This window comes from Yersinia artesiana, from assembly GCF_902726545.1.
GTDB lineage: Bacteria > Pseudomonadota > Gammaproteobacteria > Enterobacterales > Enterobacteriaceae > Yersinia > Yersinia artesiana.
This window is the reverse complement of record NZ_CACVAD010000012.1, coordinates 67,136-90,599: the sequence shown is the minus strand read 5'-3', so window position 1 is coordinate 90,599 and position 23,464 is coordinate 67,136. Positions and strand designations below refer to the sequence as shown.

Sequence of the window (23,464 nt, the reverse complement as noted above, 5' to 3'; positions counted from 1 at the left end):
TTGATTCAATTCCATGTTCACATTCGCCGTGCTTGCCAATACACCCGTTTCCAGTAAACATTGTCGAGTGATGAGCGAATCACACCTTTACTCGTTGAGGCATGAATGAATTCATCATTGGTATCGTAAATGCCAACGTGCAGCCCATTCTGGCCACTGCCGGTTTTGAAGAAGACAAGATCACCCGGCATGAGTTCATCACGGGAGACTTTTGTGCCTAAAGTGGTTTGCGCGACAGTAGTACGGGGTAATTGCATATCAAAACGATCGCGGAATGTGCGATATACAAAACCAGAACAATCTACACCGCGTTGATCCAGCCCACCATTCCGATAGGGTGTGCCTTCCCATTGACGCAATTGTTCATTCAGTTTTGCCACTACCACAATAGAATCAGACAGGTGACCACTTGGTGTCGGGGCATGGCTGCTACACCCCGCGAGGATCATGCTGATTAGAAAGATCCAGAAACGTATCCGCATCGATAATTCACCAAAGGTAAGGCTTTGCCAATTCACCAAACAATTAGCTATGCGCTAATGAACGACATCTGTATGGCTAATTTAGCTATCGAGTTTGGAAAAGACAAGTTATATGAATGAGATAATAGATTTGATTCAGGCGGATAATAGCTATTAATGGCTCAATGAGTAAAGGGCTTATCGTGCCTAAGGGCTTTCTTATGGATAGTGCCACCGTAACCCCAACGGCACTATCCCCCTTAATTTGGAGATCTCAGCAACCAGACTAATCTCTTTCGATTGGTTTGGTATTAATCAACCATATTCCCAACAGAATAAAGCCAGCCCCTAATGTTTTCAGTAAAGTTGCTGACTCGCTGAACCACGGCAAAGAAACCGCGCCCAGATAGACCAACGCATAGCTGAGGCTTAATAGTGGATATGCACGATTAAGCGGCAAATATCTTAGAGCAAAAAACCAGCACAACATTGATAAGGCATATCCTGCCAATCCACAAATAACAGCAATAAATTGTGGCAGATGATTGATAAAGAATGGCCCATTAATATCGCCCAATGACATTAATGGCGTATTCATCATGCCCCACTTGAGTATTAATTGGGCAACGGTCACCAGCACGACACTTCCTATTCCCCAGCAATACCCTTTCATAGATGCCAACTAATCAAAAGAATGCCAAACATAATGGAAGCAATTCCTATCCAATGGCGGGAAGTCGCTTTCTCACCATAAAAAAATTGGGCCGCCAAGGTCACCAGCACGAAATTAAAACTGAGGATTGGATAAGCGACACTCAAAGGTAAATGTTGCAGTAAACCTAGCCACAACAACATCCCCAAACCGAGTAATAAAGCGGCACTAATAAGCCAGCGCAATGTTGGAGCCAATCGTTCTTCTTGAGGCAGCGTCCAACATTGCACGGCTTGCTTCTGACATAACTGCCCCGCACAAGTCAATAAACTCACCATTATCAATAGCAGGTAGTTTGTCATGGTGTTTTCTTGTACCACAACAGTGCCAGACGATTCATCAGGTTAACCTTATCCGCGGCTGGCAGACTATCCGGTATTTTTTCATTACGGGATAATTGAATTACCAGCGATACATTCCCTTGTTGCCTTGCATGTGCCAGCCAGTCGCTAAAATCTTGTGCACTTATGTAGTGATCTCCACTGTCGGCATAACTCAGCCCGTAAAATAACTCACCCTTCTCGCTGAACATCAAAATATCGCTACGTTTCAACTCCCACGCTAATCCAGCTGCGACACCTACACTGTCTGTCGCCACATAACGGCTGCTATTGAGTTCATCAAAATTACGCTGAATAAAATTTTGTGGCTGTTTGGAGTCGATGACTTGTTGTGGAATCAAATAGCCAACGAGCAATATAAATAACAACGGACATGCAGCAGCCCAACGCCAATGACGAGCATTATTCCGCACTGTCGCAAAACCGACTATGCCCCACCCAGCAAAAGCAAGTACCGCAAGAATAACTTTTTGATGCTCTTGTGGCCCATAAGCCACAAAATGCCCGACCCACCCCATACCAATAACTAAAATAGCCAGCGCACAAATAAATCCAAAAATAAGGTTAATCGCACCATTAATTTTCAGTGCGCGCATGTGCATATTATAAGCACAATCGGTGGCGTATGCTGCCATTAATAAAGATAACGGTGCCATACAGGGTAGGATATATGTCGGAAGCTTGCCTTTGGCGACGCTGAAGAAAATCAGCGGCATTAATACCCAACTGAGTAAAAAAAATAACTCCGGCCTGGCAATCCGTTCACGCCATCCTTTAAGTAAGGCCCCTGGTAATAGTCCCAACCACGGCAAGACACCAAGGCATAAAATAGGCAAGTAATACCAACCAGGAGCTTTATGTTGAGCATCTTTCTCGGCAAAACGCTGAATATGTTCAACCCAGAAAAAATAATGCCAAAAGTCAGGTTCGCGCTGAGCAATCGCTAATGCCCAAGGCAAGCTCAATATCACGGCCCCTACAATGGCTATTGGGCCAAAAATAATGAGATCTTTTACTCTTTTTTGCTGAATGACAATCGGCAATACCGAAATAACCGGTACCGCTAAGGCCAAAAAACCCTTGGTCATAAAACCCATACCGCAAGCTAAACCGAGCAGAAGATAGGCCCCTGCTTTTTGTTTTGCCGTTTCTGCTCGCAGCGTGAGATAAAAACAGACCATTGAAGCGGTTAGCCACAATGAAATCATCGGATCCAGTACGGCATAAGTGCCAATACTGAATACCAGCAGCATAGAGAGGTAAATTAATGCTGCTAAAAATGAGGTGGAACGATTACGCCATAATAACATTGCCAGCCAATAAACTAATACTGCACTCAGGGCGGTGCTAAATATTGAACCGAATCTTACGGCGAAATTAGTATCACCAAAGATCCACTGGCTAATATTATTAAACCAATAGCCCGCGATAGGCTTTTCAAAATAACGAATCCCCAGCAAATGCGGGACTACCCAGTCACCGCGCTGTAACATTTCCCGGCTTATTTCAGCGTATCGTGTTTCGTCCGGTTGCCATAATAAACGACTATTAATAGGTAACAGATAAACCAAAGCAAAAAACAGCGCCAACAGCACTGCGTAACTGCCTTTTAATAGCCTCATTGTGCATCCTTTAATTCTACCTGACACCCTAACCAACCTTCCCTTCCAGGAAAGGCTGCACGCACGACTTTACCCATAGGGAGTGAATCTAAATTTTCGGGCAATAACGAGCCAAGAGCACAAAATTGAATACCGCGCTCTTTCGCCATGACTAATAATTGTTCGAACATTAATGCCTGCGACATTCCTTCGACTTCTGCATGAATGGTATAAACCGGCACACCATGGTCATGGGAGATGGCGTTCAAAATAAAATTATTAAAATCTTCGGCTCGAACTTCGCTACCAACAACTTCGTCGTAAGTCGGTAACGTAACGGGAATTTGCACGCTACCAAGACGGCCATCAGGCAATAGTGGGCGAAAAGGATGGGTTCCGCGACAATCACTGTTATAGCTGAATGAGAACAACTGCTTAACCGCCAGAACACGTTCATCAGCACGCCAGCCCGCCGCCGCAGAACAGGTCACTGGTTGCTGAATGCTATTTTGTAATGCATCAATGCCCAATTGTACCTGCTCGGTTAATTGCTGTTCTGACCAGGTTGCGACTTTAGCTTGCCAGCCCTGATGGTCCCAGGCATGTAACCCCACTTCATGACCGGCCTGCAATGTTGCCTTCATCAGTGGGCCAAAGTCTTTGGCAATTTGCTTACCTGGCCAGGCGGTACCGGCTAGCAATATATCCCAACCATAAAGCGAGGCAGCATTAGAACGCAGCATTTTCCACAAAAAACGAGGACGGAAAAGGCGCCATAAATGCCGCCCCATATTATCCGGCCCGACACTGAAAAAAAAACTGGCACTAATATCATATTTTTCCAGTACAGCAAGCAATGATGGCACACCTTCCTTTGTTCCTCGGTAGGTATCTACATCAATCCTCAGGCCAACTTGCTTCATAGGTGATGCTCATCCTTCGCGGTTTTATTTTGCTCAAGTACAACGCCACGTAGGAAGAAATCTAAAGTTTCCGTGACTGTTTGCTCCAAAGCAATTTCCGGCTGCCACTGTAGAATGCGGCGCGCATTGCGGATACTGGGTGTGCGGTATTCTACATCCTGATAGCCTTTACCATAATATGCACTGCTTTCAATATCCTTAAATCCAGCAAACGGCGGGAAGTTATGGCGTAATTCATGTTTTTCAAAACACCGTAATAGCATTTCTGCCAATTCGCGAATGCTGGCTTCATTCGTCGGGTTACCAATATTAATTATCTGACCATCACAAGCGCCATCACGGTTTTCAATAATACGGAACAGTGCTTCGATACCATCATGAATATCTGTAAAGCAGCGTTTTTGCTCCCCACCATCGACAAGTTTAATTGGCGAACCTTCGACCAGATTTAAAATGAGCTGTGTAATGGCACGGGAACTCCCAATACGAGCGGCATCAAGGTTATCCAACCGTGGCCCCATCCAATTGAATGGACGGAACAATGTAAATTTCAGGTTTTCTTTCGCGCCATAAGCCCAAATAACACGATCCAACAATTGTTTGGAGACCGAGTAAATCCAACGCTGTTTATTGATTGGCCCAACAATAAGCCGCGAACTATCCTCATCGAACTCTTTATCGTCACACATACCATACACTTCGGACGTAGATGGGAAGATAATACGCTTATTGTATTTAACACAATCACGAACAATTTTTAGGTTTTCTTCAAAATCCAATTCGAAAACACGCAGTGGATTTCGGGTGTATTCGATGGGGGTCGCAATAGCCACCAAGGGCAAGATAACGTCACATTTTTTAATGTGGTATTCAATCCATTCGGAATGAATACTGATGTCACCCTCAACAAAATGGAAATTAGGGTTATCCAGAAAACGGCAGATGGCATCAGAACCGATGTCTAAACCATAAACTTCATAGCGATCATCCTGTAACAAGCGCTCAGTTAAATGGTTACCAATGAAACCGTTTACGCCTAAGATCAATACACGTGTGCGCCTTTTCAGTTTCTGGCTTGGTTTATTGCCCAGACGGATATCAGTGACAATTCCCATTTCCTGTGCCAGACGGTTACCCTGGACATATAGCCCCCCTTCGTCTTGCCCAGTAACAATCTCCAATGCACCTTCGCCACAAGCCACCACTAATGGCGCTGTGGATAATACCGTACCCGGTAGCTTGCCATGGGCAATAGTGAGTGGCCGTGAACGCCAGATGATCAATTTGCGTTGCCCAAGGTAACTGAATGCACCGGGATAAGGTTCAGTCACTGCTCGTACCAGATTGTTGATTGCCGAGGCTGATTTGTGCCAATGAATCGCACCATCATCCGCCGTGCGACGACCAAAATAGCTTGCTTCCGCTTCTTTTTGCGGCATTAGAGGCAATGAGGTATTTTTCATTTTAGGCAGTAAGTCACACAGCAACTCTTGAGCCGCATCGCGCATTTTTGTATGCAGTGTTAACGCGGTATCTTCTGCACAAATCATGACCTTATGCTGCCCGACAATCGGCCCGGCATCGGCTTTTTTCACCATTTGGTGCAAGGTCACACCAGTTTGCGTCTCACCATTAACCAAAACCCAGTTAATCGGCGCTCTCCCGCGGTATTTTGGTAATAAGGACCCATGTAAATTGAACCCTCCACGCGGAGCCGAGGACAAAATGTCATCACACAGCATATGGCGATAATAGAAAGAGAAAATAATATCGGGCTGTAACTGCTGAATGCGCTCAATCCACAGCGGATGGTTAACATCTTCTGGCGCAAATACCGGAAGCTCTAGCTCCGCAGCCACTCTGGCCACAGAAGAGAAAAAGCGATTCTCGTTGGGAGAGTCAGTATGGGTAAATACCGCCTGAATATCATAACCAGCATCAGCAAGGGCTTTCAGACCGACACAACCAATATCGTGATAGGCAAATACAATCGCTTTCATTTTTCTACTTCCTGATTATTTTCGGTCTGCTCAGCGCTGACCACTTTCTGTATGAAATAACGCGGACGCGCACGGACATCGTTATAGATACGACCGATATATTCACCGAGTAACCCCATACCAACAAACTGGGCACCAATGAACATAAATAACACGGCAAATAGCGTAAAGACGCCGCCGCCGGCCCATTCAGGGCCAAATACTAAGCGTAAAGCCACTAACAACACGGCAAGAGTGAAACCAGAAAGCGCAATGACACTGCCAACCAGACTTAATAAACGTAATGGTGTTGTTGTTAGGCAAGTAATCAAGTCATACATCAGATTGATGAGTTTCATCAGGCTGTATTTTGAATCACCAAACTCACGTTCTGCGTGATGAACGGTAATCTCTGTCGTGCGGCGGGCAAATGTATTTGCCAGAATAGGAATAAAGGTACTGCGTTCGTGACAGTGTAACATTGCTTCAACAATATGGCGGCGATAGGCGCGTAGCATGCAACCATAATCGCCCATTGATTTCCCCGTAGCACGTTGAATCATCATATTGATCATGCGGGAAGCTGTTTTGCGGAATAACGAATCTTGACGATTCGCGCGCACAGTGCCCACCACGTCATAGCCCTCTTCAGCGACACTCACCAGCCGTGGGATCTCCTCCGGTGGGTTTTGCAAGTCAGCATCAAGTGTAATGATCAAATCGCCACTGACCTGATTGAACCCGGCCATAATGGCTGAATGCTGGCCATAATTACGATTGAGTAAAACCGCAATGATATGACTCTCTGGCTCATTCGCTGCCACCGTTAAAAGCTCGGCTGAAGTGTCACTGCTACCATCATCAACCAGAATAATCTCATAGGGTTGAGTCAGTAATTTACAGGCCGCCGACGTTCTCTCTATTAATGCGGGCAAACTTTCTTGCTCGTTATAAACAGGGATAACAATTGAGACTTTCTTTATTTTTTCACTTTCAGACACGGTGCGGCCCTATAATTGTTGCCAATGCATCCACTACCCGATCAACATCACTGTCCAGCATGTCGGGGAAAAGAGGCAATGTGCATAATCTGGCGGAATTCCACTCGGTATTGGGTAAATGCAAAGAGGGGTAGCGCTCGCGATAATATTTCTGGGTATGTGCTGCGCGAAAATGCAGGCCACTACCTATGCCTACGTCTTTCAATCGTGCCATCAGTGAATCGCGGTCAATACCACAACGCTCTTCATCAACCCGCACCATAAAAAGATGCCAGGCATGTTGATGGGCATAATCAGGAACCGCTAACGGTTGCAAGGGCGAATCGGCTAATGCTTGATGATAACGAGCGACCAGGGCCTGACGCCGAGCATTGATTTCAGCTAAGCGTTGGAGTTGAACAACAGCAATAGCGGCGTGAATATCCGATAAGTTGTATTTATACCCCGGCTCGACGACTTCAGCCTGTGGGCTACGTCCTTGAATTTGGCGATCGAAAGCATCCACCCCCAAACCATGAAATTTGAGCCGACGCACTCTGGCAGCCAGTTCATCATCATCGGTGGCAATTAAACCACCTTCAGCGCAGGTAATGTTCTTGATAGCGTGGAAAGAGAAAATGGCAGTACCTTTCTCGCCAACCCACTGCTCTCCGTAACCTGTACCAACGGCATGAGCCGCATCTTCAATCAGTGGGATGTTGTGTTGCTGAGCAATATGGCGCAAGGCATCAAGATCGCAAGGTGCTCCTGCATAATGCACCGGAATAATGGCTTTGGTTTTGGCGGTGATGGCTGCTTCGATATCAGCCGCATTCACCATTAATGTGTCGCGGTCTATATCTACCATGACGGGTTCAGCACCGAGCAACACAATCATATTAATGGTTGAAACCCACGTCTGAGACGGCGTAATCACCTCATCACCAGGGCCAATCCCTAACGCCATCAGCGTAATATGCATACCCGCCGTGGCAGAGCAGACGGCAATCGCATGTTTGCAGCCAAATGCTGCACAAAAATCGGTTTCCAACTGTTGATTCTGAGGGCCTGTGGTGATCCAACCTGAGCCTAGTACATTCACTACCGCATTAATTTCGTCCTGACCAATAGCTGGACGAGAGAAAGGCAAAAAATTCTGCATTGAAAAATTCCCAGGATACTTGGCTCTTCGGGAAACTATATTCCCCTGTAAGTTAACGGAAACTAAACGCTACTCAGATAAACTCACTCTTGGCTGAATATGAAGTCTAGTTCACTAACCTTAAATAAACCTTAAGATAGGATTTTATCTGCAGTAATATTAGGTGTAAGTATTTAAGGCTGAAGTTATATTTTTATCATTAAAATCAATAAAGTAACAATCCTAACGCCACTAATATCAGGCCTGATTGTCTTTATCAGAGATAAAAATATAAGGATAGAAACTATATATGAATAAATATAGTTAGAAAGGGAAGTTACAAATAAGCACAAATGTTACTGTTAAAAATCTTTTGTAATAATCCAATTCTGCCGATTAAAATTGTGTATTTGAAAATCAACTTCAAACACTTCGGAGAGTATATTGGCTCGCATCACCTTATTGGTATTCCCTTGAGCAAGCACATTTCCACCCGCCATTAGCCACACCTGATCAGCTTGTTGCAAGGTGTGGTTCAGGTCATGAGCACTGATGATTGCACTGCGACCAGCAGAGCAAAACTCACGCAATAAGCTGTCCAATGCTACTTTTTGCGCAACATCAAGGCCAGTGTATGGCTCATCAAGTAGCAGCAATTTGCTGTCAGGATTAATATCTGGCCAAACTTGTAAAAAAACAGCGGCCAAACGAACCCGTTGCCACTCGCCACCGGAAAGTTGTGACAACATGCGAGGTAACTTATCGGTTAAGCGTAATCTCTCACAGAGGTAGCCAATGGTAGTCGCAATGGCGTCCAAGGAAGCACCTGTGGGTTGATAAAGCGAGAGATATTGGAAGACCGGCATCATGGTCAGAGGCGATTGCTGTTGACATAAATAGGCCCGCAGACGCGCTAGATCAGCCCCCGAATAGAGAGGTAATGCCTTCCCGGCAAGTGAGATGTTTCCCCCCGAAGGCAATAACCCCGCCAAAGCCGCCAGCACAGTGCTCTTCCCTGCACCATTCGGGCCTATCACATGAATTTGCAACCCAGGAGTTACCTGCGTAGAAAATGGTGCCAGACGGGTATCTACAGTGACATTGCTAAGTTGCAATAGCATTCAAATAACTCTTTTATCCGTAAATTAGTGAGCAGCCAATGCACGAGTAATAGCATTGACTAAAATCGGGTCTTCTGGCGTTATATCGGGAGCAAAACGTTCAAGAACCGTACCGTCTCGACCAATCAAGAATTTTTCAAAGTTCCACAAAATGTCACCGGCATGTTTTGGTTCACGTCCTTTGCTTGCTAAGCGCTGATAGAATTCACTTCCTTCCGGTTTTACCGCCACAGGTTTGGCCGCGATTAAATGTTGGTATAAGGGGTGCCGTTGTGGGCCATTGACTTCTATTTTGCTAAACATCGGGAAATCGACACCAAAAGTTCCGCGACAGAATGCCTGAATTTCCTCATTGCTGCCAGGCTCTTGCCCGGCAAACTCATTGCTTGGAAAACCCAATACTTCAAAACCCTGCTGCTGATAAGTTTTGTATAGATTTTCCAACCCTTCATACTGCTTGGTTAAGCCACACTGGGAAGCCACATTGACCACCAGCAAAACCGATCCTTGATACTTTTCCAGGTTAATGGATTGGCTTTCAATCGTTTTTACTGGGATGGAATAAATTGAATGACTCATCAGGGGTATCCTTATTTCAGCAATAATAAACAGGTGAACTTACAGGAACACAAGTCAGTGTAAGGAAAATCACTTTACACCTTTAATACGTGTCAGCAACCAGATAAATAGAGGCGCGCCTAAGGTTGCTGTCACCACACCAATCGGTAATTCTGCTGAGAATAAGGCGATACGCGCAACAATATCAGCTAATAACAATATCCCCCCTCCGGCTAATGCGCACCCTACCAGTAGCCGGCGCTGATCGGTTAACCCCGTTAGTCGCAAAATATGCGGGATAACCAACCCAATGAAGCTTATTACTCCGGCCAGGGCAACACTAATCCCCACTAATAAGCCAATAGCGAGTACCAATAAGTTTCGCCATAGATGAAGTGAAACCCCTAATTGCTGAGCTTGTTGCTCACCCAGTGACATAAAATTAAGTACATGCCCTTGGCAGCAGAGCCAAAGGACGATCGGCAGTAGTGCGAACACCAACCCCTGATGTCGCCAGTCAATGCCACTAAATCCGCCCATCATCCAATACATTAATTGGCGTAGGTCGAGACTGGTACTGAAATAGACCGCCCAAGTCATGATGGCGCTGCAAACGATACCTAATGCCACCCCAACCAGTAATAAACGGGCATTGGTTAATAAGCGTCGGCGGGCGAATCCCAGCAAAAGCATCGTCATCAATAACGCCCCTGCGATTGCGCAAGCACTTAAAAACCAAATAGGGAGCAATCCATGCCCGAGCAACACGGCCATCACTAGTGCAACGCCCGCGCCATTTGCCACGCCGAGCAAACCAGGTTCGGCTAATGGATTTTCAAACAACGCCTGCATGACAGCCCCTGATACAGCAAGGCTGGCCCCCACCATCATCACTGCCAAGGCTCGTGGCAAACGCAACTGCCAAACGAACAATTGCCCGGTTTCACTAAACCACTGAGTGGGCCAAAGCCAAATGTCACCGGCACATAAGCTCATGAACAACGCAAAAAACAATATCACAACCAACCCTTTGATATAGCGGTGATCACGCTGCTGTTGCCGTTGTTGAAGTACGGTAAATAACTGACTGGTCTGCATGACATCCTCGGTCGTTGCATCAGGATTTACCTGAAAATATCTGATAAATATCAGAGTGTAATATTGATTGCTATGACTGATAGTAAGAGGTTCGGAGGATGAGGGGAAGTTTTTGCATAAAGAAGATGATGTTTTATTGGGAGAATAACGCTAACACAGCCACTGTTTTCAGGGGCAAGGCTAGCGTTATCGCTTATTTATTATCCACGGTAACCATTATTTTTCGGTGGATAGATCTGCTGGTTTCCATGGCCTGCGTTATTATTTGGGCCACCTTGGTTATTTTGGCCCCCCGGCTTGCCACTGTTACCCGGCCCATTATTCTGGCCCTGCTGACCATGCCCATTATTTTCTTTGTGTTGTGGCGGATTATCATGAGAGCCACCGTTATTATGCCCCGAGTTCCCATGTTCCGGCCCTCGGAATGGATTATGACCGTCTTGTGCCGGTGGGCGCTGCCAGCGGCCGCCATCCCAGTAATAACCATGCTCATTGCGATCACCAATATGACCACCTCGGTGCTCGTGCCACCATTGCGGTGGACGCCAGTCGTAGCCATCCCAGTAATAACCACGCTTATCTTGATCACCTAAATGTAAACTGACACCGGGTACATTGATGTCAAGAGACACATCTGCCTGCGCAATCATTGGCATTAATGACAGGACGCCCAGTAATAGCATAATCTTTTTCATATCAATCCGAATATATTATTTAACAGTTGCTAAATTTATATCAGCGCAAATAAAGTCCATCTATCGGATAACTGCTTATTTTCAATTTCATTGCAGGCTGTTTACGTAATCCATACAGTCATTTTAGAGCGTTTATTATTTAGCACTATTGCTAACATATCTTAACGCACAACTGACAATGGTTACTTTGATAGTGAATTATCATCACCACTCTAGTTTAAGTAGCATAATTAAATTGCGAGATAAATATAATGCGTCGTACAACATACATATTGGCTGTACTTTTATTAAGTTCTGCACTATCGGCTTGCTGTATCTTCCCTCCGCATGGTGGCGGACATGGCGGCGGCCCGCATATGCATTACAGTAATCACTAGTCGCCAAAAGTCTCGTTGACGTATTCGCCAATTTCAGCAGAATAAAAACCGTCAATACCTTAGATAATTACCACCAGTGGCAAAACCTGCTTTGCAACTGTACCTTCAGCACGCTGCAATCAGCCGATAAAATCCTGTCCCACCCCAGCCGTAATAACACCGCAACCCTACCCCGCAGTCTGTTTCAGTCGGGGTATCTGGGTGATGACCAATTTGATTTAGCATTTTGATACTTAAGCGTTTTCAAACAGCCTGCCGCCTGTGGGCCTTTTTGTTTGACTCAGTATCACTTCTGATGGATTGCTACCCTTTTAATCATTACAATCAGTTAAGTGTTAAAACCACTGAGCTGAAGTTAGCATATTAAAAACGAAATGAAATCAGCACGACTTGTGAGGCCACATCGATGATGTGCCTTGCTGAAACCTCTCAGCCAATTCAGTGCCCTGATTATAATTGTCTTTGAAATTTAGAAGGATTACACATTATGTCAAACATGGTTTTTTGCCGTGGGTGCGGTAAAGAAATACATGAATCAGCAAGAGCTTGCCCAAGTTGCGGTGCAACTCAAAAAGTCACGGGTGAGAGAAATCGTGTGGTTGCGGCCCTTCTGGCGTTTTTTCTTGGCGGATTCGGCGCGCACAAGTTTTATCTAGGTAAGATTGGACAGGGATTTTTATATCTCATTTTTTGCTGGACATTCATTCCATCAATTATCGCCTTCATTGAATTTATTATTTATCTTTGCAATTCAGATGAAGAATTTGCCCGAAAATACGGTTAACAGAAAGTGGGTAATGAAATCTAGCCACGCGTATGGAACCCCGCAATGCGGGGTTTGAGGTTAATGACAAAGTACCCGTAACGGTGAAAACAGGCAGATCGTAAAGACGCCGTAAACCCTTCCCTGGGGGCTCGACCCGCGCCATCCTTGGCGCGGACGCTTTACTCTTCTACCTGTCCTCACCTTGCAAGATCGAGTCGTTAGGGTTTGTCAGCAGTCTGGAACCCCGCAATGCGGGGTTGTTCTTGTCTGGCTTAATACACACTCACAATTAGAGCATAGTAAAAAGCAGCAAGACCTCAGGTGGCGGTCAGAACGTGGGCACCAGGAAAATAAAACCATTTTAAATCAATGGATTGCAGACAAGAAAAAGGCCGCTTGCGCGGCCTTTTGTTTTTGCAAGAATTCACTCTTTCGGAGTGGCACTCTCTACCCGGCTTTTTAGCTTTTGTCCTGGACGGAAAGTCACCACACGGCGCGCCGTAATAGGGATGTCCTCACCCGTCTTCGGATTACGGCCCGGACGTTGGTTCTTGTCTCGCAGATCAAAATTGCCAAAGCCAGACAGTTTGACCTGTTCGCCATTCTCAAGAGCACGACGAACCTCTTCAAAGAATAACTCAACTAGATCTTTTGCATCTCTTTTGCTAAGCCCAAGCTTTTCAAATAGATGTTCTGACATTTCAGCTTTAGTAAGCGCCATAGGTTCAATCCCTCAAGGATGCTTGGAATCGCTGTTTTAACGCCTCTACACATCTTGCGACGGTCGCGGCGATCTCCTCTTCTTCCAGTGTACGGGCGGTATCCTGCAACACCAGACTAATAGCCAGACTCTTATAACCTTCTGCTACGCCCTTGCCACGGTACACATCAAACAAGTTTACGCCAACTACCTGATTTGCGCCAACTTTCTTACACTCTGCCAAAATATCTTCTGCGGGAACGTTTTCAGCCACCACAACAGCAATATCACGACGGTTTGCCGGGAAGCGCGAAATTTCGCTCGCTTGAGGCACGGCGCGGTCTGCCAGCTTGTTCCACTGCACTTCGAACACCACAGTGCGACCATTTAGGTCCAACTTACGTTCCAGTTCAGGATGAACTACACCAATGAAACCAATGTGTTCGCCTGATAAATAAATTGCAGCACTCTGCCCTGGATGCAGTGCAGGATGAGCTTCTGCACGGAACTGAACATCAGATAATTTGCCGGTAAGTTCCAGAATTGCTTCTAAATCGCCCTTCAAATCATAGAAGTCGATTGGCTGGCGCGCCAGATCCCAATGTTCGTCATAACGGTGGCCAGTAATAACAGCAGCTAGCATTACATCCTGTCGAACACCCAAATCTGCTTTACTATCAGGTACAAAACGCAAGCCACTCTCAAATAGTCGTAAACGAGATTGTTGGCGATTCTGGTTATAAACCACTGCCGACAGCAAGCCCGTCAATAATGACAGCCGCATGGCAGACATCTCAACAGAGATTGGGCTTGGCAGGATCAGTGCGTCTTGTTGTGGATGCAGCAATGCCTGTACTTTAGGGTCAACAAAACTGTAAGTAATTGCTTCTTGATAGCCGCGATCGACTAAAGCGGTTTTAACACGTTTGAGCGACAAGTTTGCTTCGCGATGTTTGGTCATCACCAAATCGGCCTTGATAGGCACGTCAGGGATATTGTTATAGCCGTAAATACGCGCAACTTCTTCTACCAAATCTTCTTCGATTTCCATATCGAAACGCCAGCTTGGTGCAACAGCTTGCCAATCAGAACCCTGCTCTGTGACCTGACAACCGAGACGGCGTAGAATGTCGCTAACCTGCTCAGAAGGCACCGAATGACCAATCAAGCGATCCAGCTTCTCGCGGCGCAATGTAATTGTGGCGCGTTTTGGCAAGTTTTCCACAGATGTGACATCAATAACCGGACCAGCTTCACCGCCACAGATATCAATCAACAAGCGCGTCGCACGTTCTATCGCTTTGTGTTGTAGCGCAGGATCTACCCCACGTTCATAGCGATGAGAGGCATCGGTGTGCAGACCATGACGACGTGCACGGCCAGCAATGGAAAGTGGGTTGAAAAATGCGGACTCCAACAGTACGTTGCGGGTGTTTTCATTAACACCTGAATGTTCACCACCAAAAATCCCGGCCATTGCCAGAGGTTTTTGCTGATCGGCAATAACCAGAGTGTCTGCATTCAACTTGGCTTTTGTGCCATCCAATAGGGTTAATTCTTCGCCTTCAGTCGCCAGACGAACAATAATCCCACCGTCGATGCGGTCCAGGTCAAACGCATGCATCGGTTGACCCAATTCCAATAAGACGAAGTTAGTGATATCAACCACCGGGTCAATGGAACGAATACCACAGCGACGCAATTTCTCGCGCATCCACAATGGGGTGGCGGCCTTAACATTAATCCCCTTCACCACGCGGCCCAAATAACGTGGACAAGCATGTGGGGCATCAACACGGATCGGGAAACTGTCATTGATAGACGGTGCCACCGGGCTCATATCTGGCTCAGTCAGTGGCAGTTGATTTAACACGGCCACATCACGCGCGACACCGATAATACCCAGACAATCTGCACGGTTTGGTGTGACACTGATTTCGATGGTTTTGTCGTCCAGATTCAGATATTCACGCAGATTAACACCAATCGGCGCATCCGCAGGTAGTTCAATAATACCATCGTGATCTTCTGAAATTGCTAACTCAGAGAACGAACACAGCATCCCCTCAGATGGCTCACCGCGTAATTTAGCCGCTTTAATCTTAAAATCACCCGGCAACACCGCGCCCACAGTGGCAACCGCAACTTTCAAACCCTGACGGCAGTTCGGCGCACCACAAACGATATCTAACAGACGGTCACCGCCAACGTTGACTTTTGTCACACGTAATTTATCGGCATTTGGATGCTGGCCGCACTCCACCACTTCGCCCACGACCACGCCATTAAATTCACCGGCGACCGCTTCTACGCCATCAACTTCCAAGCCGGCCATGGTAATTTGATGCGCCAAATCATCACTGCTAATGGCTGGGTTTACCCATTCGCGTAACCAAAGTTCACTGAATTTCATGAGATATTCCCGCCTTACTTAAACTGTTTGAGGAAACGCAAATCGTTTTCGAAGAATGCACGCAGATCGGTGACACCGTAACGCAGCATAGTCAAGCGCTCCATTCCCATCCCGAATGCAAAACCTGAATAAACCTCAGGGTCAATACCTACGTTGCGCAATACATTTGGGTGTACCATGCCGCAGCCCAGCACTTCCAGCCACTTACCATTTTTGCCCATTACATCCACTTCAGCAGATGGCTCGGTAAACGGGAAATAGGATGGGCGGAAGCGGATTTGCAAATCTTCTTCGAAGAAATTACGCAGGAAATCGTGCAAGGTTCCTTTCAAATTGGTAAAGCTGATATCTTTGTCGACAATCAGCCCCTCCATTTGATGGAACATTGGCGTGTGAGTTTGGTCGTAATCATTACGATAAACGCGCCCCGGCACGATAATCCGAATCGGTGGCTGCTGGCCTTGCATGGTGCGAATCTGTACACCTGATGTCTGGGTACGCAACAGTCGGGTAGCATCAAACCAGAACGTATCATGGTCAGCACGAGCAGGGTGATGAGCCGGAATATTCAATGCATCGAAGTTATGGTAGTCATCTTCAATTTCTGGGCCGGACTCTACTGAGAAGCCCAACTCACCAAAGAAAGTTTCAATGCGATCAATCGTACGAGTGACCGGATGCAACCCACCATTTTCCATACGACGCCCCGGTAAAGAGACATCAATGGTTTCGGCTGCCAATCTGGCATTCAGAACCGCTGATTCCAGTTTTTCCTTGCGTGCATTGAGTGCTTCTTGAACTTCCTGTTTAGCCTGATTAATGACAGCGCCTGCTGCCGGGCGTTCTTCCGCTGGCAGTTCACGCAGCGATGTCATTTGAAGGGTCAAATGGCCTTTTTTGCCTAGATATTCGACGCGTACCAAATCCAACGCGGCAACATCCTGGGCATCTTCTACGGCTGCTTTAGCTTTGGCAACCAGCTCTGCGAGATGTGGCATTGTTTTCTCTTCCTCTGGCCGGTATGGCCCGCTTATAGTTATATCCGTCATACTTCAAGCTGCATGTGCGTTGGCTGCTTTCGTTCACCCCAGTCACTTACCTGAGTAAGCTCCTGGGGATTCGCTCAATGGCCGCCTTCCTGCAACTCGAATTATTTAGGATATATGGAATTAGTTAAAATTCGATAATTGAAATAAATTTTTCTTACAAAATCAATAAGATATCACATCCTTGATACCCATACTCTAGTCACCATAAGTGCTGTAGAGCAAAAACAAAAAAGCCTCCGCGATGGGAGGCTTAGGCGCTATTTTTCGTTTCTATTCTTACGCGCAAGCCTCCTGAAATCAGGCGCTAAAGTAAAAAAAGAAGCGAAAAGTAACTACATGCATCATGACGATGACCTTTTTACTAGTAAGCTAAAGATTAAAAGAGGGAGACAAGCTCCCTCTTCAATTCTGACTTACGCCAGAGCTGCTTTCGCTTTTTCGACCAGTGCAGAGAATGCCACTTTATCGAATACTGCGATGTCAGCCAAAATCTTACGGTCAATTTCAATAGAAGCCTTTTTCAGACCATTAATGAATTTGCTGTAAGACATGTCATTCTGACGAGCAGCTGCGTTGATACGTGCAATCCACAATTGGCGGAATTGACGCTTCCGTTGACGGCGGTCACGGTAGGCGTATTGGCCTGCCTTGATTACTGCCTGGAAAGCAACACGATAAACGCGCGAACGGGCACCGTAGTAACCTTTCGCCTGCTTTAAGATTTTTTTGTGACGTGCACGAGCTACCACACCACGTTTTACGCGAGCCATTTACTTCTCCTATCGTCTTAATTCAAACCAAAATTACTTATGCGTATGGCAGACATGCTACGACCAAACCTAGATCGTTCTTAGATACCATGCCTTTTGGACGTAAATGACGTTTACGCTTAGTAGCTTTTTTGGTCAAAATATGACGCAGGTTGGCATGCTTACGCTTAAAACCACCGGCACCGGTTTTTTTAAAGCGCTTAGCGGCGCCGCGTACTGTCTTAATTTTTGGCATTGAATATATCCACTTCGCATTGTTAATTACAACGAGCTAGCTAGGCGAATAGACCTCCTCCTTTGCAAGCAAAGAGAGGCCTATTACTTGAGTGCCTTACTGTCTCTTCTTAGGTGCGAGCACCATGATCATCTGACGGCCTTCGATACGAGTCGGGAAAGACTCCACGACAGCCAAATCAGAATCTTCAGTCAGATCTTTTTTGACACGGTTAAGGACTTCCATGCCGATCTGTTGGTGCGCCATCTCACGTCCACGGAATCGCAGAGTGATTTTGGCTTTATCGCCATCTTCCAGAAAGCGAATCAGGTTGCGTAGTTTGACCTGATAGTCGCCATCATCGGTACCAGGACGGAATTTGATTTCCTTGACCTGAATGACTTTTTGCTTCTTCTTCTGTTCTTTTGTCGACTTGCTCTTCTCATAGAGGAATTTGCCGTAATCCATGATTCGGCAAACCGGCGGCTCGGCATTCGGACTGATTTCTACTAAATCAACACCAGCTTCCTCAGCTTTTTCAAGAGCTTCATTCAGACTGACAATGCCAATCTGCTCACCATCGACGCCTGTTAAGCGAACTTCTGTGGCGCGAATCTCTTTGTTGATGCGATTAGGACGCGCCGGTTGAACTCGTTTTCCGCCTTTAATACTTTATTCCTCCAGTTGATGAAGACTACGGCTGCGAATTTCTGCTAGCAGCTGGTCTACGACCACGTTGACGTCCAAGCTTCCTAAGTCTTTACCGCGGCGGGTACGAACGGCAATCTTGCCTGATTCGACCTCTTTATCACCACAGACCAACATATATGGAACCCGACGCAACGTATGTTCACGAATTTTAAAGCCAATCTTCTCATTTCTCAAGTCCGCTTTTGCCCTAATCCCTGCATCTTGCAGTTTTTTGGTCACTTGTTGGACATAATCAGACTGGCTATCGGTGATATTCATCACCACGACTTGTACCGGAGCTAACCAAGTTGGGAAGAAGCCTGCATATTCTTCGGTGAGAATACCGATGAAGCGCTCCATTGACCCCAAAATAGCCCGGTGAATCATTACTGGCACCTGGCGATCGTTGTTTTCGCCGATGTAAGACGCACTTAAGCGGCCCGGTAATGAGAAATCGAGCTGTACGGTACCACACTGCCACGCACGATCCAAACAATCATGCAAGGTAAATTCAATTTTCGGACCGTAGAAGGCACCTTCACCCGGCTGATAATCAAATGGAATGCCATTTTCAGTCAGCGCAGCCGCTAAATCGTCTTCAGCGCGAGTCCATAGGTCATCGCTACCGATACGTTTTTCAGGACGGGTGGACAGCTTGACCACAATCTTCTCGAAGCCAAAGGTGCTGTACATGTCGTACACCATCTTGATGCAGCTGTTCACTTCATCGCGTACCTGCTCTTCAGTACAGAAGATATGTGCATCATCCTGAGTAAAGCCACGCACGCGCATTAAACCGTGCAGCGCGCCTGATGGCTCATTACGATGGCAGCTACCGAACTCAGCCATACGCAGTGGCAGGTCACGGTATGACTTCAACCCTTGGTTGAAGATCTGCACATGCCCTGGGCAGTTCATTGGCTTGATGCAGTACTCGCGGTTTTCCGACGAGGTGGTAAACATATGCTCAGCATAGTTTTCCCAATGCCCGGTTTTTTCCCACAGTACACGGTCCATCATGAATGGCCCTTTAACTTCCTGATACTGGTACTCTTTGAGCTTCATGCGCACAAAAGTTTCCAGCTCGCGGAAGATAGTCCAGCCGTCATTGTGCCAGAACACCATACCAGGCGCTTCTTCCTGCATGTGGTAAAGGTCCAGTTGCTTACCAATCTTACGATGGTCGCGTTTGGCCGCTTCTTCCAGACGTTGCAGATAAGCATTCAGTTGCTTCTTATCACTCCAGGCCGTGCCGTAAATACGTTGCAGCATTTTATTCTTGCTGTCGCCACGCCAATAGGCCCCAGATGTTTTCTGCAATTTAAAGTGATGACAGAAACGCATATTGGGTACGTGCGGGCCACGGCACATATCAACGTATTCTTCATGGTGATATAAACCAGGATGATCATCGCGGCTGATATTCTCATCAAGAATAGCCACTTTATAATCTTCACCACGAGCAGCAAAAGTGTCACGAGCTTCTTGCCAACTGACCTTTTTCTTAATTACGTCATAATCTTTATCGGCAAGCTCATGCATCCGCTTTTCCAGCAGTTCCAGATCTTCCTGCGTCAGAGTGCGGTCGATATCAACATCGTAATAGAAACCGTTGTCGATAACTGGGCCGATTGCCATTTTGGTATCTGGCCAAAGTTGCTTGATAGCGTGCCCCAATAAGTGTGCACAGGAATGGCGCAGAATCTCTAAACCTTCAGCATCTTTGGCGGTAATTATGGCTAGTTGCGCATCAGATTCGATAAGATCACTGGCATCGACCAGTTCGCCATTGACTCGGCCAGCAATACAGGCTTTTGCCAGACCGGGGCCGATGTCTAAAGCAACATCAAGCACAGAAACGGCGTGATCATATTGGCGCTGACTGCCGTCAGGAAGGGTAATAACAGGCATTCTAATTCCTTATCTACAGTGGTGACCCACACGACAGATCACATGCAAGACGTAATTATTGTTTAACTTCAAAGAGTTGCGACATCAATTTAACCCACGTTTGTTATATTGGTACGCAACTGTGTACACAGTTTACTTTGTGACCCAGATCATGTCATAAAGTGGAGCCATATTATCATCACTTAAAGCAATGACAATAATACCTGGCGAATAATCTATTAATGCTGCAACCAAACAGTGATAATGATCGTCGACATAGTTATCATGCTTAAACTGCTCTACGATCAGCATAATATCAACACCGTATAACTGAGGGTCAACTATTGCAGCGACAACCTGTTACATCCTCCAGAATTTTGTCGATTGGTTATGATCCTGAAAATCGCATGCTGGAGATACAGTTCCGTGAACAAGGGATTTATCAGTATCTAGGTGTCCCGGAGCGTGTTCATCAGAATTTTATGTCTGTGGTTTCGAAAGGTCGTTTTTTTGATGGCGTAATAAAAGGCAAGTTTTTGTGCCGAAAGATTGGCTAGACAGAAAATAATCAAATAAAAACATAATATTACACTACTCTGAAACGGTCGCTTCTATGATTAGCATTGGCAAAGAGGCCTACCGTTTCGGAAAGTTAATTGCTTATCTCCGCAAATTCTTATGCCATGAAGTGACGCCATAAATAGGAAATTGGCACGACAAACAATAATGCAGGTAGAAAATTCACCACTGCAAATATTTTAATTTGCGCAATTCGTAATCCTACCGCGATCATAATAATCCCACCACAGGCAGAAAAATCGGCAAAGGCAATATCATCCATATAAGGCATAATCAGTTTGGCCAGGAAAACCAATGCGATTTGAATGAGCAGTTGAGGAATAGCAATGGCCACCAGCGCAATACCTAGTGAAATGGAAAATATCAGCGCGGTGAAAAAATCCATCAGCGCTTTGACGAATAGCAGTTGAAAATCACCGGTAATACCTTCAGTTAGAGAACCCACAACCCCCAATCCACTGGCACAAAACAAAACAATCATGGCGCTAAAACTTTGCGCAAACTCCTGGGGTGGCAAAGTACTGCGAGAAGGAATGATACGTTCTAACAGTGTGCGGGTTTTATTGGCCCCCCACTTCACACCTTGTTCCAGTGCTAGTAATTCCCCCACCGCGGTCCCAATAATCAATGCCAAAATAACCGCAGGCATAAAGTGCACTTTTACCACCATCACAATACCAATGGATATGGATGCCAGGGCAAATGTTGCTGGTAATCCCTCTTGTAACCGTTTGGGGATATGGCGGGCAAGTAAGACGCCGACGATCCCCCCCAGGATTATCCCCGCACTGTTAATAAACGGGCCAACCATAGCATACTCCCAATCGCTAAAATGCGTTCTGATGAGTTAAAATATGTCTGTTTTAGAATTAGGTATTTCCGATAATAGCTAAAGACAAACGATTGAATCGCCTGAGCAATTTTTTGAAATGTTACGTTTGGCGAAGGAAAGCGATTTTATCACACATACAACCGGCGTTAGTTGTGTAAAGGTGTTTATTCTCACCAACAATGATTTACATTATGATCTATTGCTTTTGAGTAGCACTGGGTGTATTGCTATTTCTACAGGAAGTGCCCATAATAAATTTCCGTTTCCGTGTAGCAATGGTTACTGGAACGCCGCCCTGATTGTTTACGCAATCGGGGCGTTTTATTTTTAACATCTATCGCCTCGACATCGAAAACAACTCTCTTTCGCAGTAAATTCCATCACATCATACAACTATGGATTATCACCTCTAAATACTGAACAATAAAATAGATTCCATCCGTTTTTCTTCCTTATTTTGTTGCCTATGATTTGCTCACTGGTCGCTAAGAAGGAGAAATAGGATGAAACAGATTAATGACGTTCTGTCAGGTCTCGAACTTTATTTTCGCCGAACAGATCAACAGTGCACAGAGAAGACACCTTGGTTTACGCGTTGGTTATATATTCCGGTAGAGGAAAGGATGCAGATATTGGATGATTTACTGATGCCATACCCCACCACCGCGCCAAAAAAGAAATAGGCTGTGCGAGTTGGGGGATTGAATAACAGGAAACAAGGCAAATAATGGCCGGGATACACTCACTATCATGAATGCATTTTGGCCAACTCAATCGCAGCTTGAATTGCCGAACGCGCTTGTGGGCTATTTTTCCAACAGGTAGACCCGACCATTGCTGCAGCAGTGCTAACAATTTCATTCATATCGGCCTGGCCCAATTGCGCCAGCGAAGTAAAACCAAGTTGTTCCAGTCGCGTAACAACTGTCGGCCCTACCCCCTTGACGGCCAACAGCGCGCTACGTTCATTATCAGTAAAACCCATGCCAGCCCCCGCTCAGAATGATAAAACCGGGTTTATTGTCAAACTAAACCAGTAATAGGCACTGATAACAGCCATCAAAGCCGCTTCCGGGCAGCGTTTTCCGCACTGAAAAACCACAGTTCTGGCAAACGGTGAGGATAAAAGCGAATTTCGTAAGTATCTTTGAGTGGTGCCAGACGCCAGCGCGGACGCGCCTCACGTTTAGGTTTTAAGAAGCGTAAACGGCCGCGGGTTCGTGCGGCTTGTGTGTCTAACACCCACGCAACAGAAGCCGATAATGGCTGACGAATATATTCATCTTCAACACTGATATCACAAATACACACAACCGGATTCCTTGCAAAAATTGATGCTGCCATGATGTTACTTTAAATAATTCGAACTGCAGAAAGGCGGCAAGGGAGTAAATCCCGATAAATTGACGCCAGGCAATGATTCGGGTGCGAGACAGCAGCCAACACACATGCAGCTTGAAGTATGACGAGTATATTCTGGATCTACGGTATGGAACCAACTGTTGCCCGCCAGAGATTTGATCCGCATCACAAATCCCCTTTGTAGCCCATCCGCTGTAGTACCCGTGTCGAGC

General features: G+C 46.1%; 26 protein-coding genes and 1 other annotated feature. Of the genes, 3 read left to right on the top strand and 23 right to left on the bottom strand.

Annotated elements, in window-relative coordinates; all coding sequences use genetic code 11:
- Window positions 1-17 precede the first annotated feature (17 nt).
- The 12 genes from HU019_RS05855 to HU019_RS05800 form a co-directional block, all read right to left on the bottom strand.
- Complete coding sequence (locus tag HU019_RS05855) at window positions 18-482, bottom strand: NlpC/P60 family protein (protein ID WP_050077595.1); 465 nt, start codon at window positions 480-482, stop codon at window positions 18-20.
- A 265-nt stretch (window positions 483-747) separates the two neighbouring features.
- On the bottom strand, window positions 748-1,134 hold the full coding sequence (gene arnF / locus HU019_RS05850) for a 4-amino-4-deoxy-L-arabinose-phosphoundecaprenol flippase subunit ArnF (RefSeq protein WP_174847600.1): 387 nt from the start codon (window positions 1,132-1,134) through the stop codon (window positions 748-750).
- A complete protein-coding gene (arnE, locus tag HU019_RS05845; RefSeq protein WP_174847599.1) occupies window positions 1,131-1,475 on the bottom strand; it encodes a 4-amino-4-deoxy-L-arabinose-phosphoundecaprenol flippase subunit ArnE in 345 nt (114 codons plus the stop codon). Before arnE ends, arnF begins: the two co-directional genes overlap by 4 nt.
- Complete coding sequence (gene arnT, locus HU019_RS05840; RefSeq protein ID WP_174847598.1) at window positions 1,472-3,136, bottom strand: lipid IV(A) 4-amino-4-deoxy-L-arabinosyltransferase; 1,665 nt, start codon at window positions 3,134-3,136, stop codon at window positions 1,472-1,474. The genes arnE and arnT overlap by 4 nt, the downstream gene beginning before the upstream one ends.
- On the bottom strand, window positions 3,133-4,038 hold the full coding sequence (gene arnD / locus HU019_RS05835; RefSeq protein ID WP_174847597.1) for a 4-deoxy-4-formamido-L-arabinose-phosphoundecaprenol deformylase: 906 nt from the start codon (window positions 4,036-4,038) through the stop codon (window positions 3,133-3,135). The genes arnT and arnD overlap by 4 nt, the downstream gene beginning before the upstream one ends.
- The gene (arnA, locus tag HU019_RS05830; RefSeq protein ID WP_174847596.1) at window positions 4,035-6,038 is read right to left on the bottom strand and encodes a bifunctional UDP-4-amino-4-deoxy-L-arabinose formyltransferase/UDP-glucuronic acid oxidase ArnA; all 2,004 of its coding nucleotides are present in this window, start codon (window positions 6,036-6,038) and stop codon (window positions 4,035-4,037) included. The genes arnD and arnA overlap by 4 nt, the downstream gene beginning before the upstream one ends.
- Window positions 6,035-7,018, bottom strand: a complete 984-nt coding sequence (arnC, locus tag HU019_RS05825) for an undecaprenyl-phosphate 4-deoxy-4-formamido-L-arabinose transferase (protein WP_174847595.1) — start codon at window positions 7,016-7,018, stop codon at window positions 6,035-6,037. Before arnC ends, arnA begins: the two co-directional genes overlap by 4 nt.
- Complete coding sequence (gene arnB, locus HU019_RS05820) at window positions 7,011-8,159, bottom strand: UDP-4-amino-4-deoxy-L-arabinose aminotransferase (protein WP_174847594.1); 1,149 nt, start codon at window positions 8,157-8,159, stop codon at window positions 7,011-7,013. Before arnB ends, arnC begins: the two co-directional genes overlap by 8 nt.
- Before the next feature lie 341 nt (window positions 8,160-8,500).
- Entirely contained in the window at window positions 8,501-9,259 is a 759-nt protein-coding gene (btuD, locus tag HU019_RS05815) for a vitamin B12 ABC transporter ATP-binding protein BtuD (protein WP_174847593.1), read from the bottom strand.
- Between the two features lie 24 nt (window positions 9,260-9,283).
- A complete protein-coding gene (locus HU019_RS05810; RefSeq protein ID WP_174847592.1) occupies window positions 9,284-9,838 on the bottom strand; it encodes a glutathione peroxidase in 555 nt (184 codons plus the stop codon).
- A 69-nt stretch (window positions 9,839-9,907) separates the two neighbouring features.
- On the bottom strand, window positions 9,908-10,915 hold the full coding sequence (gene btuC / locus HU019_RS05805; RefSeq protein WP_174847591.1) for a vitamin B12 ABC transporter permease BtuC: 1,008 nt from the start codon (window positions 10,913-10,915) through the stop codon (window positions 9,908-9,910).
- A gap of 200 nt (window positions 10,916-11,115) precedes the next feature.
- On the bottom strand, window positions 11,116-11,610 hold the full coding sequence (locus tag HU019_RS05800) for a DUF2502 domain-containing protein (protein ID WP_174847590.1): 495 nt from the start codon (window positions 11,608-11,610) through the stop codon (window positions 11,116-11,118).
- 864 nt (window positions 11,611-12,474) lie between these two features.
- On the opposite strand from HU019_RS05800, the gene HU019_RS05795 reads away from it, so the two are divergent.
- Window positions 12,475-12,771: a TM2 domain-containing protein gene (locus HU019_RS05795; RefSeq protein ID WP_174847589.1), complete on the top strand. Its 297-nt coding sequence runs from the start codon at window positions 12,475-12,477 to the stop codon at window positions 12,769-12,771.
- A 406-nt stretch (window positions 12,772-13,177) separates the two neighbouring features.
- Here the strand turns inward: HU019_RS05795 and ihfA are convergent, their stop codons facing one another.
- The 8 genes from ihfA to thrS form a co-directional block, all read right to left on the bottom strand.
- Window positions 13,178-13,474, bottom strand: coding sequence for an integration host factor subunit alpha (gene ihfA, locus HU019_RS05790; RefSeq protein ID WP_002211830.1), 297 nt, complete (start codon window positions 13,472-13,474; stop codon window positions 13,178-13,180).
- Between the two features lie 4 nt (window positions 13,475-13,478).
- Window positions 13,479-15,866, bottom strand: coding sequence for a phenylalanine--tRNA ligase subunit beta (gene pheT / locus HU019_RS05785; protein WP_174847588.1), 2,388 nt, complete (start codon window positions 15,864-15,866; stop codon window positions 13,479-13,481).
- A gap of 14 nt (window positions 15,867-15,880) precedes the next feature.
- Window positions 15,881-16,864 (bottom strand): phenylalanine--tRNA ligase subunit alpha, encoded by a 984-nt coding sequence (gene pheS, locus HU019_RS05780; RefSeq protein ID WP_174847587.1) that lies wholly within the window; start codon window positions 16,862-16,864, stop codon window positions 15,881-15,883.
- 274 nt (window positions 16,865-17,138) lie between these two features.
- Window positions 17,139-17,261, bottom strand: a sequence feature (Phe leader region).
- Window positions 17,213-17,257: a pheST operon leader peptide PheM gene (gene pheM / locus HU019_RS20500; RefSeq protein ID WP_226722699.1), complete on the bottom strand. Its 45-nt coding sequence runs from the start codon at window positions 17,255-17,257 to the stop codon at window positions 17,213-17,215. It overlaps the preceding feature by 45 nt.
- 67 nt (window positions 17,262-17,328) lie before the next feature.
- Window positions 17,329-17,685: a 50S ribosomal protein L20 gene (gene rplT, locus HU019_RS05770; RefSeq protein WP_004393357.1), complete on the bottom strand. Its 357-nt coding sequence runs from the start codon at window positions 17,683-17,685 to the stop codon at window positions 17,329-17,331.
- 37 nt (window positions 17,686-17,722) lie between these two features.
- Complete coding sequence (gene rpmI / locus HU019_RS05765; RefSeq protein WP_004713020.1) at window positions 17,723-17,920, bottom strand: 50S ribosomal protein L35; 198 nt, start codon at window positions 17,918-17,920, stop codon at window positions 17,723-17,725.
- Between the two features lie 96 nt (window positions 17,921-18,016).
- The gene (gene infC, locus HU019_RS05760) at window positions 18,017-18,568 is read right to left on the bottom strand and encodes a translation initiation factor IF-3 (RefSeq protein ID WP_011816226.1); all 552 of its coding nucleotides are present in this window, start codon (window positions 18,566-18,568) and stop codon (window positions 18,017-18,019) included.
- 3 nt (window positions 18,569-18,571) lie between these two features.
- Entirely contained in the window at window positions 18,572-20,500 is a 1,929-nt protein-coding gene (gene thrS / locus HU019_RS05755) for a threonine--tRNA ligase (protein ID WP_050337342.1), read from the bottom strand.
- Window positions 20,501-20,823: 323 nt separating this feature from the next.
- Here thrS and HU019_RS05750 point away from each other — a divergent pair, with 323 nt between their 5' ends.
- Window positions 20,824-21,036, top strand: coding sequence for a KTSC domain-containing protein (locus HU019_RS05750; protein ID WP_005161573.1), 213 nt, complete (start codon window positions 20,824-20,826; stop codon window positions 21,034-21,036).
- A gap of 119 nt (window positions 21,037-21,155) precedes the next feature.
- Here HU019_RS05750 and HU019_RS05745 read toward each other — a convergent pair whose 3' ends face one another.
- Window positions 21,156-21,869: a DUF554 domain-containing protein gene (locus tag HU019_RS05745; RefSeq protein WP_174847586.1), complete on the bottom strand. Its 714-nt coding sequence runs from the start codon at window positions 21,867-21,869 to the stop codon at window positions 21,156-21,158.
- A 524-nt stretch (window positions 21,870-22,393) separates the two neighbouring features.
- On the opposite strand from HU019_RS05745, the gene HU019_RS05740 reads away from it, so the two are divergent.
- Window positions 22,394-22,573, top strand: coding sequence for a hypothetical protein (locus HU019_RS05740; protein ID WP_174847585.1), 180 nt, complete (start codon window positions 22,394-22,396; stop codon window positions 22,571-22,573).
- 65 nt (window positions 22,574-22,638) lie between these two features.
- Here the strand turns inward: HU019_RS05740 and HU019_RS05735 are convergent, their stop codons facing one another.
- Window positions 22,639-22,875, bottom strand: a complete 237-nt coding sequence (locus HU019_RS05735) for a helix-hairpin-helix domain-containing protein (RefSeq protein ID WP_174847584.1) — start codon at window positions 22,873-22,875, stop codon at window positions 22,639-22,641.
- Window positions 22,876-22,949: 74 nt separating this feature from the next.
- Complete coding sequence (locus HU019_RS05730) at window positions 22,950-23,201, bottom strand: hypothetical protein (RefSeq protein ID WP_174847618.1); 252 nt, start codon at window positions 23,199-23,201, stop codon at window positions 22,950-22,952.
- Window positions 23,202-23,464 lie beyond the last annotated feature (263 nt).